Below are 13,593 nucleotides of genomic sequence, written 5' to 3'. Positions count from 1 at the left end.
TTTTTTTGTATTCTTTTTTACTGCATAGCTGAACAGACAAACTTCCTATAAAAATATAAAAAGCAAGCCAAATTGGCTTGCCTAAGCTATGGGAATATATAAACGATAAACCCTGCTATCTATTTGGTTATTCAGCAGCAAGTTACCCTCGTCTAGCGCCTCTTCCCCCGCGTTTCGACTCAGTATTTCGTTTCAGAGAAGCTAATCGATCTTCACTGTCTTTTAAGAAACGAGCCATTTTAGATTCGAAATTCTCCTTAGGAGCACGATTTTCATTTGATTTTGCATTACGTGACCTTTGAGAATTCCCTCCGGAATAGCCGCCTCTTGATTCTCTTCTTTCTCCGCGTTCGTATTGTGGTCTTTCTGGTCTCTCAGGTCTTTCTGGTCTATCTTTTGCTTTCTTAATAGATAGTCCAATTTTTCCATCTTTCTCGACATTAATCACTTTCACTTCGACTTCATCGCCTACTTTTAAGTGATCATTAATGTCTTTTACATAATTGTCTGCGACCTCACTAATATGAACAAGACCTGTTGCGCCTTCTGGGAGCTCAACAAACGCACCAAAATTAGTAATTCCTGTTACCTTTCCTTGTAACTTGCTGCCTACTTCGATTGACATAAAAAAGTTTTGCCTCCTTAAGGATATAAAAAATCGTACTTACTTATATTATACAGAATGGAAAAAAAGAGTGTCAATATTACTGCTGACCTTATTATTTTCCAGTTGTGTTTTTTGCATCTTTTTCAGGGATATTAAAAATAATTTCCCCTTTTTGTGAAAGTAATAAGTCTTTCCTTGCTAATTTAGCTAAATACTCTTCATCATTTAACTTAGCAATTTGGTCTTTTAGGTCTGCCTCTTTCTTTTCTAATGCAACAAGTTGTCCATCTAACTTTTCTTTCTCTGCTCTTTTCTCTTTTAAAGTGGAGCTTTGTGATATGAGTGTGGAAATCATGATAAAGCCAATAACAGCAGCACATACAAAGAACGTTGTCAGCCTGCGCATCAATAGCTTTTTCTTTCTAGCTCCACTAAGACTATTAGCTTGATGCTGTAAATTATATTCTGTTGGAAATGTTGTAACATCTGGTTTTCTTATGGCACTCATATGAGGCTCCTCCTTTCCATTATTTTTTTCTTTTAGCCATCCATTGTTTCAAATAGTTCTTTATTTCAAAGTAATATCCTGCCAATTTATTAAAAATTCTCTCGACGAATAATTTACCCTTTTTCGGCACAATTAGCCACAGCAGGGATAAAAGCCATTCAATTGGTTTAAAGAGTATTCCTATGATAAATCTTAATGTCCTAATTATACCATTGACAAGTGCCATAAGTCCCTTACCTAGAGCAATTATTATCGACAAAAGGAAGAAAATGATAGATTTAATTGGCTTATATACAATATTTACACCTATTCTAAGGAGAAAACGATAAGCATGGACACAAAAAGAAATAATTCCTTTTAATAATTTAAGGTAAAGAGTTTGAAATAAACTTTTGTACATAGCAAAACCTAATAGCAATGCTAAAGCCAAGTAAATGCGAACTTCTCCTTTGTTTACTAGAAAAAGAACATAAAACATAAGAAGAGCTTGCAAAACCCAAAAAAGGATATCATGGATAAAAACAATACTTCTTTTCCTTTTTGGCCTTTTCAAGAAGTATTGATATGTATCTAAACTTATTCCAAAGAATAGACCCATGCTAACCATTGCCAGCATGGTCATAAATTGTGTAGATAGTGTCATCGGAATATCTTGCTAAAGAATCCCTTAGCCTTATCTCCACTTTGATCGTCCACATAAACTAAATCAAATACCTTACCTTTAATAGAGACGATTCCCTTTTCTACATCAAGGTTTTTCATTTGCAGATTTTGACCGCGAATAGATAAAAATCCCATTACTGTTTCTAATATGAATTCTTCGTTATCAAAACTCTCTACTTGCTTTACACCCGTAATATCAAGCAGCTTTCTTCCTCTCATAATCACATCATGGTCTACAGTATTACTTTTGGTCATATTTGATTCATGATATTGGCTCATCATTATCCCTCACAATCCATTAGTACAATCTCTACTTGTACAAATATATGTGAGGAATCCTTATTTTAGAACAAGCCTTATAAGCGAAGAAAATAACCCTACTTTGTTTATTGCCATCTATATCGATTACTAAACTTAAGAAAGTGTTTCTTCTTTAATTATTTTATACATATTGGCAGCATCTTCTTTTTTCGTGGATTCCTGCAACATTTCCACCTTAGCTGTAACTAGCTTTTGCCCAAAACGAACCTGTAGCTCATCGCCGACCTTCACATTTGTGCTTGCTTTCGCCTGCTGTCCATTCACTAAAATTCTTCCTTGATCCGCAACTTCCTTTGCCAATGTTCTTCGTTTAATTAAGCGCGAAATTTTCAAGAATTTATCCAGTCTCATCCTAATAGCTCCTTCATATTGTTATTTTTTCTTTGCTTCATTCCAAAATTGGTCTAATTCTTCTAAATTCATTTGGCTCCATTCCTTCCCAGACTCTTTTACCCTTTCTTCTATATAAGAAAAGCGCTGTATAAACTTTTTATTTGTCCGGAAGATGGCTAATTCTGGATCCACTTTATAAAACCTAGCAATATTTACAAGCGAAAACAAAATATCACCAAATTCACTTTCTATTTGTTCATTATTATTAACCTCTTTTAATTCCTCTTGAAACTCCAGAATTTCCTCTTTTACCTTTTCCCAAGCTCCTTCTACATTCGGCCAATCAAATCCTATCTTTGCCGCTCTTTTTTGCAGTTCATAAGCTTGCATTAAGTTAGGCAACGCACTATTTATTCCCTCTAAAACAGACTCCCTGTCCGTTTTTTCTTCTTGTTTTTTCGCATTTTGCCAATGTTTCATCACATCATCAACAGAATCTGCTTGTTCTTCTCCAAATACATGTGGATGTCTACGAATCATTTTATCGGAAATCCCTTCCAATACATCATCAATAGAAAAATAACCTTCATCTTCTCCGATTTGACTATGAAGCATCACTTGCAATAACACGTCTCCAAGCTCTTCAATAATGTGGTCAATATCTCCTTCATTAATGGCTTCAATTAATTCATAGCTTTCTTCCAGTAAATATTTCCGTAAGCTTTCATGGGTTTGCTTTTTATCCCATGGGCAGCCATTTGGTCCACGAAGCTCTGCTATTATCTGCCTCAGTTGAGAAAATTCTTTATATAAGAATTTTTCTTCCTGAACAGGAGGCACATATATGCTTGTTAAATTATTTAAATCTACCTCTCTATCCAACTCATGCAGCTCTATTTCTTTTATCTTTTCTAGACTGCTTCCCGCTGCAGTGACAATCTTAATTGGATAATCATATGGCAGCATATCCATTAAGGTTAACTTCACTTCCGATGCAGAAAAAGTATCATATACCTGGCCAATAATCAAATGATTTCTAAGCTGAATACTTGCTCGATTAAGAGCAGTTCCGTCTAGCAGCTGAAAGCCCTCAATTGGATCAATTCGCAATGCCTGAAAAATACTGTCTAAAAAGCTTTGACCCCCAGCAATTTCGATAGAGGCAATTCCTTCTTTATCTTTTTCTATTAAGAGTTGTACTGTTTTCTCTGCAACAAGCGGGTGACCTGGAACAGCATAGACAATATCCATCTCTTTTGCTTTTTCTAAAAGGAATTCAACAATCTCCTCATATACGGCTTCAAATTGATTATGTTTTTCATAAATAGAATCAAAGGAATAAAAGGTTATTCCCTCTTGCTTAAGCGTTGAGATAACGGGATGATCCTTCGTCCGGACATATACAGTTTTATTGTCATCAATTAAGCTGCGATAGACACCTAACGGCAGCTGGTCTATATCCCCAGCTCCTAATCCAATAATTTTTATTTGACTCATTTTATTTCCTTCCTTTTTTCGGTAAAAACCATTTTAGTTTACTTCCTAATGGTAATAATGATAATTCCTTTTCTTTAAAAACATTTCCTCGCAACACGAGTGCCACATATATTATTCCACCTATTACTACCCCGGATACTGCTTGAATAGCGCTTTTAATCCGGTCATGCTCGATCCCTTCAAGCAGTATAGAAGTAAGTGGTATATATCCTCTCAGTACAAGTAACATAACTAGACTCGCACCACTTATAATCATTATCTGTTTTAAACTAATAAGCGGTTCTTTGACTATTTTTTTCAATTTTACTGCCATTAAAATTAGAATGATAGATAATACAATAAGCGATGCATAGGCTGCTCCATCTATCCCAAAGGCAGGAATGAGCACAATGTTAAGAACATACTTCCCTATAAAACCTAATACAATCAAAAGGGCTGGATAGAAAGATTGCCCTAAGCCTTGAAGAACGGCCATTATCGTTGCAATAATAGCATTAAGGAATATTACAAAAAACAGAACAGTAAGCACTTCTGAACCGGCATCATTCTTAAACAGCATGCTGTTTGTCTCTCGAATAATCCCAATTAGCCCTACAGTCGCTCCAAGTCCAATAAAAAAACTGACTAAAAGAGAGAAATGGATATTTCTCATAAGATCCCTCTTACTTGTCTTTTGGCGATTCTTTGTAATAAGCGGGACAATACTTAAAGCCATCGAAGTAGAAATGATACTTCCAATTTGTATGAGCGGCTGCCCTCTATCATAAATTCCTTTCATCACTTTGGCCTTTTCATCAGCCATGCCATTTCCCATTAATAAGGAATATAAATTCAATGAATCTGCTAGTTGCAATAACACTAAAAGCATACTACTAATAGAAATAGTTATGCCCTCATATATTACTCTTTTACAAAGAATACGATTCTCCTTTTCAAAAAGAAGCGAAAAGTGAAAAAGCGAAAAAGAAAGGGCGGATTTCCTATAAAAATAAATTAAGACGAACAAGGAGAGTAAGCCCCCGACAATAGAGCCAAACATAGCACCTGCCCCAATGGCATATAAGGAGTAACCTTGATAAGAAAAAAACACAGCGACGAACAGAATAATCCCTACTCTGATTAATTGTTCGCCCACCTGTGAAACTGCTGTCGGAATCATATTTCCTTCCCCTTGGAAAATCCCTCTCAAAATAGCAATCAAAGGGGAAAACAGAAACGCAAAAGAAATAACTTTCATTAAGGATGCCAGATGAGGATCTCCCATCCAAGAGGCAAGTCTTCCTGCATTAAAAAATAGAGCTAGAAAAGCTATCATGCCAATGGGAACAAATAAGAAAAAAGAGGAACTCACAAGTCTATTTATACCTGATTGATTCCCCTCTACTTTCATTTCCATATACAATTTTGATAGTACGACTGGAAAACCATATGTAGATAAAGCAATAATTACCCCATAAAAAGGATAAACTTGCTGATAGATATAAAAGCCTTTATCACCAACAATATTTTGAAACGGTATTCGATATACAGCACTTAGTACTTTAGTTATTAAGGCAGCTATCATGAGAATAAAAGCGCCTTTAAACCAGACATTTGATTGCGAAGTCTTCACATGTCTAGCTCCTTCCATAATTACTTTCGCTAGTATTATAGCATAGTTAGATGGAAGATGTATCCTTGCACATAACACTTTTTCCACAAATTAACATAAAAAGAGGAGGGGGACATAATTGTTTAAGTCAAATTTAACCCCGAACAATTATACGTAAACAAAATTCGTATAATTGTCCGAGGCTTTTATCTATTTTATGAAAGAGGGGTTGTGGTAATCACCCGCAGACTGAATACACTTCGCTTCCCATGGGGCGAGCGCCAAGCCTCCTCGGCGCATAGAGTGTCTGTAGCGTAATGGAACGAATTGGTTTCACAACTAAATTAGAGGTTGTTCATCTTTATCCATTATATATTTTGTTTTTTCCCAGCCACGCCTAAAAACAAATCCCCTTATTACATAATGCTTATCAAGATAATAATAAGCATTGGTAGAAAAACAATGACATACCCAATTGGATTAGCAAAGTTTAATGTCCAGCCAACACCAAAACGCTTCTCCACAAAAATAGAAGGATCACTTTTATTAAAATAAAATAAACCACCTTTCCAATAGCTATCTCCATCAAAAGATGAGATTTCTTTGGTGTCCTGTTCTTCTCCCTCCGCTCCGCGATTTAATCTTTCTAATTTAATCGTAAAGAAAATTGCTCCAATTAATAAAGATAAGGTAATAATAATTGGAATAAGAAAGACTAAGTGATCACTGAAGATATTATCGTATAAAATTGTTAATTGTAACAATATGATAGGAACCGTTATAGCAATAGACGTAAGAAGAAAGAACCAGCTTGTATATTTGCGATACTTTAGCTGTCTAAGTTTAGATGCTTGTTTATTATTGGCACTTATTTTAATCCCTGATTTTTTAGTGGCGCTGTTTATACTTAAGAACATAATCTGCATAACCAGTAAAATCAATAGCATGGACACACCAGATATAGGCGTCTTCTTCGTAAATCGATCAGCTTTTCCAGACAATCCCCAGTGTACAGGTATTTCCGCTGGTAATAAATGATACTGTGTTGCCGTAAAGACCAAAAATCCTACCGTAATAATTATTGGAATAAGAAATACATACCACGGGAGCATCTCATCCTTTTGTCTAACTCCAATTTCTGTTACATTTATTTCTTTTAGCTCCTCCTCCCACTTATTCTCTGCTTTTAGTGCCATCATTTTTCCGTGAAAGTAAAAGTAGAGACTTAAGCTCCAAAACAAAATAGCAAACAGCAAAACGGTTCCACCAATCGCTACTTGATCTGCTTGAATATTATTCGCAGCTTGCCAAATATAATAAGCTATAATCCCAATAAGAGAAGGAACGATAACGAAGAGAGAATATCGTCTTTTATAGGTTGAAATTTGCGGATTATTTACTTGTTTGTTGGGAATGGTTACCCCAAATACAACTGTTTTTCGTACTAGAAAAGGCATAGCCGCTTCAAAAAAAACAGTAATGATGATCATACTAATAAAAATAATGGTTTCCATTTTTTTATTCCTCCTTTAATTTATGGATAATGGATTGTATTAACCCAGTTATTTCTTTTTCCTTCATTCCTATTACTAACGCCTCCACAATCATTGGTTTTAAGCTATTTGAAATTCTGTCCTGCTCTTCTTGGGTTGGAATCCCATTGTTTGTTCGAATGATTGCACCAGATTTAGGAATAATTTGAATAAGCCCCTTTTTTTCGAGAGCATGATAACTTTTATTCACAGTATGCATATTGACACCTAAATCAGCGGCCAGTGAACGAACAGATGGTAACACATCACCATCCTGTAATTCTTGCCTAATTATCCCTATCATGATTTGCATAGTAAGTTGTTCATAGATGGGCATTTCCAATTCAGGATTTATTTGTATATACATCATTAATCACCTCATACTGTTATATTCTCATTATAACAGATTTGTTCTACTTTTAGTAGAACAAATTTCATCCTAGAGTGCTATTCTTTTCGTAAACAAAAAAAGTCGACAGCTCTTTCCCGAGTTTGTCGACTTTTAAAATATATGGTTTAGTAAAAATGTTAGGCTAACCTTATGATTCCATTTGGCGAGCTAAAAATCCTGCTGCGGTTTCAACTGCCTTTTTCTCTACATCACCAAGTGAATCCTCTTTTGCGAAAATGACAACTGCCCCAATTGGATCACCATTTGCAATAATAGGACCAATGGTATAGGCAGAAATCGTTTCAGTAGTACCATCAACTAAGGATACTTGGTCTTGTTGATTCATCAGTATGGACCCTCTATCCTCCATTGCCTTTTCCACTACACTACTAATGTTCTTATTTAAATAGTCCTTTTTCGATCCACCCGAAACAGCGATGTAAGAATCTCTATCACAAATTAGCACAGCATTTCCTAAACTATCATAGAGAGCCTCAGCATATTCCTTAGCAAAATCGCTTAATTCACTTATAGGTGAATATTTCTTTAAAATTACTTCTCCATCTCGATCAACAAAAATCTCTAATGGATCCCCTTCGCGAATTCGTAATGTTCTTCTGATTTCTTTTGGGATAACGACACGACCCAAATCATCGATTCGACGCACAATTCCAGTTGCTTTCATTCCGTGTTGCCTCACTTTCATCAGATGATTTTTTTTAAATTGGCGAAAGCATTCTCACTATACATGAAATGTTCACCATATTTAAACATAGTATCTTTCATATGGTAAGTTCTATACATTAATCATGCAAAATTTTCTCTAGGTAGCTTTATTTTCCTTTTTGAATATTTCAAGAAGGAAAAAGATGATTTACCATATTATCAATTTTACCTCCCGGATTGGGATAAACCATTTATTTATTATTGTATTTACTTAGATGTCATTCCAAAGAAAATCTACTATTGTTATCTATATTGTTTATACCCTTGTCCCCCTATATTAAACATCCTATTCACGCTATTTTCTTTATAAAATAGGGAAATGGAAAGGAAGGTGCACAAAGAATAGCTAATGTGGAAAGATGGGTAATCTATATAACGATTTCAATAATAACTGGTTTCTCATATAGTATTTATAAGCCAATTGTGGAGAACACTTTCCAAATTAGAGGATTTTAGATCTTTGAAAATGAAAAACCCAAATGATTATACGAAATGTTATTAGCATCCGTATAATCATTCGGGTTTCTCCTTTGTGGGAATACTTACATTCCAATCACAAGACTGTAAGGAAACTCATCCCTATTATTTAGTAACTTGTTCTGGTTCTTTTTTAAATGTATTTAATGCTTCTACCATTTCATGGCAAGCCTTCAGCCACTTTTCTTTTTCAACACCCTTTACATGGAAGATCATTTTTAATTTTCTTCCTTCCATACCAAGACCAATCATTCGACCATACTTAGAACTCTTCTCAAATATTTTTTGGCCATCCATACGGTCGCTTCCATGTTCCGATAATAAAATAAGTACTTCATCCTTCGTCTGCTTGATCAACTCTACTCCTGCTTGCTTTCCATAAATCTTCATTTCTGTAATTTTGAAAAGATACGAAACTTCTTCTGGATAGTCTCCAAAACGATCAATTAATTCTTCTCTTAGCTCTTCCATATCCTCTAAGGAAGTAACACCTCTAAAACGCTTATACATTTCAATTTTTTGCTGTCCATCATTAATGTAAAAATCAGGAATATAGGCATCTATATCTAAGTCGATTTCAATCGTCTGCCTTAGTTCTTCACTAATTGTTCCTTTTCTCTCTTCAATAGCTTCTTTTAGCATTTGAGAGTATAAGTCAAACCCGACTGAATCAATAAATCCATGTTGTTGGGCACCGAGAAGATTTCCTGCACCACGAATAGTCAAATCGCGCATGGCAATTTTAAAGCCAGATCCTAACTCCGTAAACTCTTTGATTGCTTGCAATCTTTTTTCTGCGACCTCTGTTAGAACTTTATCCTTCTTATACGTAAAATATGCATAAGCTACTCGATTCGAACGTCCAACCCTGCCTCGTAATTGGTATAATTGCGACAGCCCCATACGGTCTGCATCCTGGACAATTAGTGTATTTACATTTGGTATATCTACTCCTGTTTCAATAATCGTCGTACTTACTAAAACGTCATATTCCCCTTCTAAAAACCCAAGCATTACTGATTCTAATTCATTTTCTGTCATTTTCCCGTGAGCATAAGTAACTCTGGCGTCAGGCACCAACATTGAAATTTCCTCAGCCTTTCTCTCAATGTCTTCAACCCGGTTATACAGAAAATAAATTTGGCCATTTCTGGCAAGTTCTCTTTCAATCGCTTCTCTTACAAGTCCACCGTTATACTCCATTACATAGGTTTGAATAGGGAATCTATTTTCCGGAGGGGTCTCGATAACTGATAAGTCGCGTACACCTAGCATAGACATATGGAGTGTTCTTGGAATTGGTGTAGCCGTTAGCGTCAATACATCAATATTCGTTTTTAATTGTTTTATTTTCTCTTTATGCGTTACACCAAAGCGTTGTTCCTCATCGATAATCAATAAACCTAAATCTCGATAAGAGATATCTTTTGATAAAATCCGATGCGTTCCTACGACAATATCAATGGTTCCTGCTTTAAGTCCTTTTAGCGTGTCATTTTGCTGTTTTCTCGTTCTAAATCTGCTGAGTAAGCCAATTTCAATTGGATAATCTTGAAAACGCTCTCTCAACGTTTCATAATGCTGCTGCGCTAAAATAGTTGTTGGAACCAAGAAAGCTACTTGCTTTCCATCCGCTATCGCTTTAAAAGCCGCTCTGATTGCAACCTCTGTTTTCCCGTAACCAACATCTCCGCAAAGAAGACGATCCATCGGTCTTTCTCTTTCCATGTCTTTTTTGATTTCATGAATAGACCGTAATTGATCCTCTGTTTCCTGGTAGGCAAATGCCGCTTCAAATTCTCGCTGCATTTCCCCGTCTGGAGAGAAGGCATAACCAACAGAAGCCTCTCTTTCCGCATACAGCTTAATAAGATCATCCGCTATATCTTGAACAGAAGACTCTACCTTTTTCTTTACTTTCTTCCAATCGTTACCGCCTAATTTGTATATTTTTGGTTCTTTGCTCTCTGATCCAACATATTTTTGGACCAAATCAATCTGCTCAACAGGAACGTATAACTTATCATTTCCTTGATATCGTAAATGTAGGTAATCCTTGTGGACACCATTAATTTGAAGTGTTTCAATCCCAAGGTATTTACCAATACCATGGTTAACATGGACTACATAGTCACCAACATTTAACTCAGAGTAACTCTTTATACGCTCTGCATTTGTTAGTTTTTGTCTTCTTTTGGATAACTTTTTAGTCTTTGTCTTAAATAGTTCTTCTTCTGTTATTACCGCTAGTTTTAGGATAGGAAGCTCAAATCCTGACTGCAGATGACCTTCTAATAATTGAATTTTCCCTTCGGAAATCTTCTTAGCGTTTTTTTGAATCATTACTTCCATATCATAATCTTGAAGAACTTGCTCTAACTTTTCTAAGCGCTCCTCACTATTACCAAGCAGAACAACGGTGTAATGATTTTTTTTCCATCTTTCCATTTCTGTCTTCAAAACATTCATTTGCCCGTGGAAATTCTGCATTTGTTTACAGGATACATTTATGATATTTTGCGGATTAGTATTTGGAACATGGCGTAAGAATAAAGATAAATAGACAATTGGCTGTTTTGCCTGATGTAAAAGATGATTGATACTTTGAGATAAGGTTAACCCATGAATAATTTCTCCCTCACCTAACAAGCTTGTATACCAATCAGCTTCTTCTTTCTCAAGCGTGTCATTCATTTCTTGCACTCTACTAATTTCATCGACAATTAAAAAACCGTTACTCGGTAAATAATCTATTAAACTGACATGTTCTCCATAGAGAATGGATAAGTATTTATATAGTTGTTCTGGCTTTTGCCCATTTCTTAGCTGTTCCATTTCCCTGCTAATATTCTGTGTCAGTAACGTTCTTGTCGCTTCATCTTTTATTTTTTTTAAGCTTTGGGCTAAGCCTTTTTCCAGCATAGCCAGCAAGTCGCCGACTGCATTCTCATCATAAAGAATTTCTGTCGCCGGTCCAATGCTTACGTTTTCCTTTTTTTCCTTCGAGCGTTGATCCTCAAGCGAAAAGGCTCTAATCGAATCAATTTCTGTATCAAATAATTCAATACGGAGCGGATCTTCCTCTGTTAATGGATAAATATCTAAAATTCCACCGCGCACACTAAATTCTCCCGGCGATGAAACCATCTCCGAGCGTACATATCCCATATGAACAAGCTTTAATAAAAAGGCTTCTAAATCAAGATCTTGCCCAATTTCAAGCTTTAATTGCGCTTCCTTCCATAACTTTTTTGGAGGAAGCAGCTTTCTCAGACCTGCTACTGGCGCAATCATGATTCCCGACTTTTTTTTCGCCCAATAATTCAATACCTCTATACGCTGAGCCTTTAATTCTGGACTTGCAATACTAATTTCAGCTGCAATTAATTCATTAGCAGGATAGAGAAAAACGTCCTTTTCGTCCACTATATTGGTAATATCATCGTATAGCTTTTGCGCCTGTAATAAATTATGAGTCACAATTAATAATGGCTTCTTTGTTTTTTCATAAATTGAAGTCATATATAAAGTACGTGCTGAATTGGAAAGTCCTGAAACTAATTGTTCATGTAATCCAGCATCTAGTCCTGAAATGACATTTTGTATATCTTCTTGCTGTTTAAATAATTGTTTTAGCCCTAACAAAAAATTTTCCCTCCCATTCGAAAGCAAAAGACACCATAAAATGGTGTTGAGCTAGTTTTTTCTTATTTTTTAGTAAAGTATATGACTTCCTGCTTGCTAGCTCTTTTTATTTTCAACGTGCATCCATTCCTGATAATTTGTTCTTATCTTACACGATATATCTATGATTGCAATCTATTTATTTCCTAATTAATGACTAGTTACTATTAATCCTTCAGCTCATGCCCCTTAAGCAGAATGGAATCATGCTTATCATGACATCATTTAAAAAAAGATGAAAGAAAATACTCCTTAATGTTGTTATATACGAGATATCTTGCCTATATTCCTGCTACCCGCAAGAAAACAAATATATAGACAACGGAAAAATGCTTTGGATTATTCCAAAGCTTTTTCCGAATTAAAAAACAATCCTCTAATGAATCAAATAATCATTTTCATAGTAGCCTGGGTTTTTTGACAATGATTCTTGGCAGTCCTCACAAATAGACTTTACCTCAATATCACCTGTTTGATGATATTGAATCATTTCTGATCGATCTTCGTCCGATAAATGATCAAATCCTAAGCGATTTGCTGCAATGGACTCTGTATCAAGTGTTCCCATATGCACACCACAATGTCTGCAATGATAATGTATAGCCATCCCTAGGCCTCCTTACTAGCACATTAATATTGCTAGTATTCACCTATTCGGATGTAAATATAACCAAAATAAGCGGATGGTTCTCTATCTTACTGGATATTATATTTATTCATTACTTGTAAAAAGGGTTCTTCTGCCCATTGGACACACGCATCTGCACATTTTTTTATGGTTCCCTCTAATATGTCCATTTCTTCTTTAGTAAATTTTCCAAGGACATAATCAACTACTTTCATTCCATTTTTAGGACGATCAATTCCAACTCTTATACGATTGAACTTTTCTGTGCCAACATGAAGAATAGTTGACTTAATCCCATTATGTCCGCCAGAGCTTCCTTTTTGTCGAAGTCGGATTCTTCCGACTGGCAGATCTAGGTCATCATAAATAACGACTAAATCTTCTGGCTCTAGATCATAGTAATCCATAATTGGACGAATAGACTCCCCAGAAAGATTCATATATGTAAGCGGCTTTAATAAAATCATTTTTTCACCGCCAATAACTCCTATTCCATAATTTCCTTTGAATTTTGCCTTATCTAATGGAATATTATAATGACTTGATAAAAAATCAATTACTTCAAATCCAATATTATGTCTTGTTCTATCATATTGCTTCCCTGGGTTACCAAGACCTACAATTAATTTCATATG

General features: G+C 35.4%; 13 protein-coding genes. All 13 read right to left on the bottom strand.

Annotated features, from left to right (window positions below):
• Nucleotides 1-142 precede the first annotated feature (142 nt).
• Complete coding sequence (locus NSS71_RS19860; protein WP_047944385.1) at nt 143-625, bottom strand: S1 domain-containing RNA-binding protein; 483 nt, start codon at nt 623-625, stop codon at nt 143-145.
• A gap of 94 nt (nt 626-719) precedes the next feature.
• Nucleotides 720-1,115 carry an FtsB family cell division protein gene (locus NSS71_RS19855; protein WP_095259497.1) on the bottom strand — a complete coding sequence of 132 codons (396 nt, stop codon included), beginning with the start codon at nt 1,113-1,115 and terminating at the stop codon, nt 720-722.
• Between the two features lie 19 nt (nt 1,116-1,134).
• On the bottom strand, nt 1,135-1,758 hold the full coding sequence (yabQ, locus tag NSS71_RS19850) for a spore cortex biosynthesis protein YabQ (protein ID WP_341151954.1): 624 nt from the start codon (nt 1,756-1,758) through the stop codon (nt 1,135-1,137).
• Nucleotides 1,755-2,057 carry a sporulation protein YabP gene (yabP, locus tag NSS71_RS19845; RefSeq protein ID WP_047944382.1) on the bottom strand — a complete coding sequence of 101 codons (303 nt, stop codon included), beginning with the start codon at nt 2,055-2,057 and terminating at the stop codon, nt 1,755-1,757. The genes yabQ and yabP overlap by 4 nt, the downstream gene beginning before the upstream one ends.
• 135 nt (nt 2,058-2,192) lie before the next feature.
• Nucleotides 2,193-2,450 carry an RNA-binding S4 domain-containing protein gene (locus tag NSS71_RS19840; protein WP_016204747.1) on the bottom strand — a complete coding sequence of 86 codons (258 nt, stop codon included), beginning with the start codon at nt 2,448-2,450 and terminating at the stop codon, nt 2,193-2,195.
• 21 nt (nt 2,451-2,471) lie between these two features.
• Nucleotides 2,472-3,929 carry a nucleoside triphosphate pyrophosphohydrolase gene (gene mazG, locus NSS71_RS19835; RefSeq protein ID WP_095323099.1) on the bottom strand — a complete coding sequence of 486 codons (1,458 nt, stop codon included), beginning with the start codon at nt 3,927-3,929 and terminating at the stop codon, nt 2,472-2,474.
• A 1-nt stretch (nt 3,930) separates the two neighbouring features.
• The gene (locus NSS71_RS19830; RefSeq protein ID WP_341151953.1) at nt 3,931-5,541 is read right to left on the bottom strand and encodes a putative polysaccharide biosynthesis protein; all 1,611 of its coding nucleotides are present in this window, start codon (nt 5,539-5,541) and stop codon (nt 3,931-3,933) included.
• A 395-nt stretch (nt 5,542-5,936) separates the two neighbouring features.
• The gene (locus tag NSS71_RS19825) at nt 5,937-7,034 is read right to left on the bottom strand and encodes a DUF1648 domain-containing protein (RefSeq protein ID WP_321198373.1); all 1,098 of its coding nucleotides are present in this window, start codon (nt 7,032-7,034) and stop codon (nt 5,937-5,939) included.
• A 4-nt stretch (nt 7,035-7,038) separates the two neighbouring features.
• Nucleotides 7,039-7,422, bottom strand: a complete 384-nt coding sequence (locus tag NSS71_RS19820) for a GntR family transcriptional regulator (protein WP_321198374.1) — start codon at nt 7,420-7,422, stop codon at nt 7,039-7,041.
• 169 nt (nt 7,423-7,591) lie between these two features.
• Nucleotides 7,592-8,128, bottom strand: coding sequence for a stage V sporulation protein T (gene spoVT / locus NSS71_RS19815; protein WP_047944373.1), 537 nt, complete (start codon nt 8,126-8,128; stop codon nt 7,592-7,594).
• A 623-nt stretch (nt 8,129-8,751) separates the two neighbouring features.
• A complete protein-coding gene (mfd, locus tag NSS71_RS19810; RefSeq protein WP_047944371.1) occupies nt 8,752-12,291 on the bottom strand; it encodes a transcription-repair coupling factor in 3,540 nt (1,179 codons plus the stop codon).
• Between the two features lie 415 nt (nt 12,292-12,706).
• Nucleotides 12,707-12,937 (bottom strand): anti-sigma-F factor Fin family protein, encoded by a 231-nt coding sequence (locus NSS71_RS19805; protein ID WP_047944370.1) that lies wholly within the window; start codon nt 12,935-12,937, stop codon nt 12,707-12,709.
• An 89-nt stretch (nt 12,938-13,026) separates the two neighbouring features.
• Nucleotides 13,027-13,590 (bottom strand): aminoacyl-tRNA hydrolase, encoded by a 564-nt coding sequence (gene pth / locus NSS71_RS19800; protein WP_047944369.1) that lies wholly within the window; start codon nt 13,588-13,590, stop codon nt 13,027-13,029.
• Nucleotides 13,591-13,593: the final 3 nt, after the last annotated feature.

It is taken from the genome of Niallia sp. FSL W8-0951, from assembly GCF_038006525.1.
GTDB classification, from domain to species: Bacteria; Bacillota; Bacilli; order Bacillales; family Cytobacillaceae; genus Niallia; species Niallia circulans.
Note: the sequence above shows the minus strand (reverse complement) of the source record. Positions and strands in the feature narration are given on the sequence as shown.

Bases quoted from the DNA above. Each gene is read 5' to 3' on its own strand.
- NSS71_RS19860 (WP_047944385.1), bottom strand. From the start codon at position 625: ATGTCAATCGAAGTAGGCAGCAAGTTACAAGGAAAGGTAACAGGAATT.
- NSS71_RS19855 (WP_095259497.1), bottom strand. From the start codon at position 1,115: ATGAGTGCCATAAGAAAACCAGATGTTACAACATTTCCAACAGAATAT.
- yabQ (WP_341151954.1), bottom strand. From the start codon at position 1,758: ATGACACTATCTACACAATTTATGACCATGCTGGCAATGGTTAGCATG.
- yabP (WP_047944382.1), bottom strand. From the start codon at position 2,057: ATGAGCCAATATCATGAATCAAATATGACCAAAAGTAATACTGTAGAC.
- NSS71_RS19840 (WP_016204747.1), bottom strand. From the start codon at position 2,450: ATGAGACTGGATAAATTCTTGAAAATTTCGCGCTTAATTAAACGAAGA.
- mazG (WP_095323099.1), bottom strand. From the start codon at position 3,929: ATGAGTCAAATAAAAATTATTGGATTAGGAGCTGGGGATATAGACCAG.
- NSS71_RS19825 (WP_321198373.1), bottom strand. From the start codon at position 7,034: ATGGAAACCATTATTTTTATTAGTATGATCATCATTACTGTTTTTTTT.
- NSS71_RS19820 (WP_321198374.1), bottom strand. From the start codon at position 7,422: ATGATGTATATACAAATAAATCCTGAATTGGAAATGCCCATCTATGAA.
- spoVT (WP_047944373.1), bottom strand. From the start codon at position 8,128: ATGAAAGCAACTGGAATTGTGCGTCGAATCGATGATTTGGGTCGTGTC.
- NSS71_RS19805 (WP_047944370.1), bottom strand. From the start codon at position 12,937: ATGGCTATACATTATCATTGCAGACATTGTGGTGTGCATATGGGAACA.
- pth (WP_047944369.1), bottom strand. From the start codon at position 13,590: ATGAAATTAATTGTAGGTCTTGGTAACCCAGGGAAGCAATATGATAGA.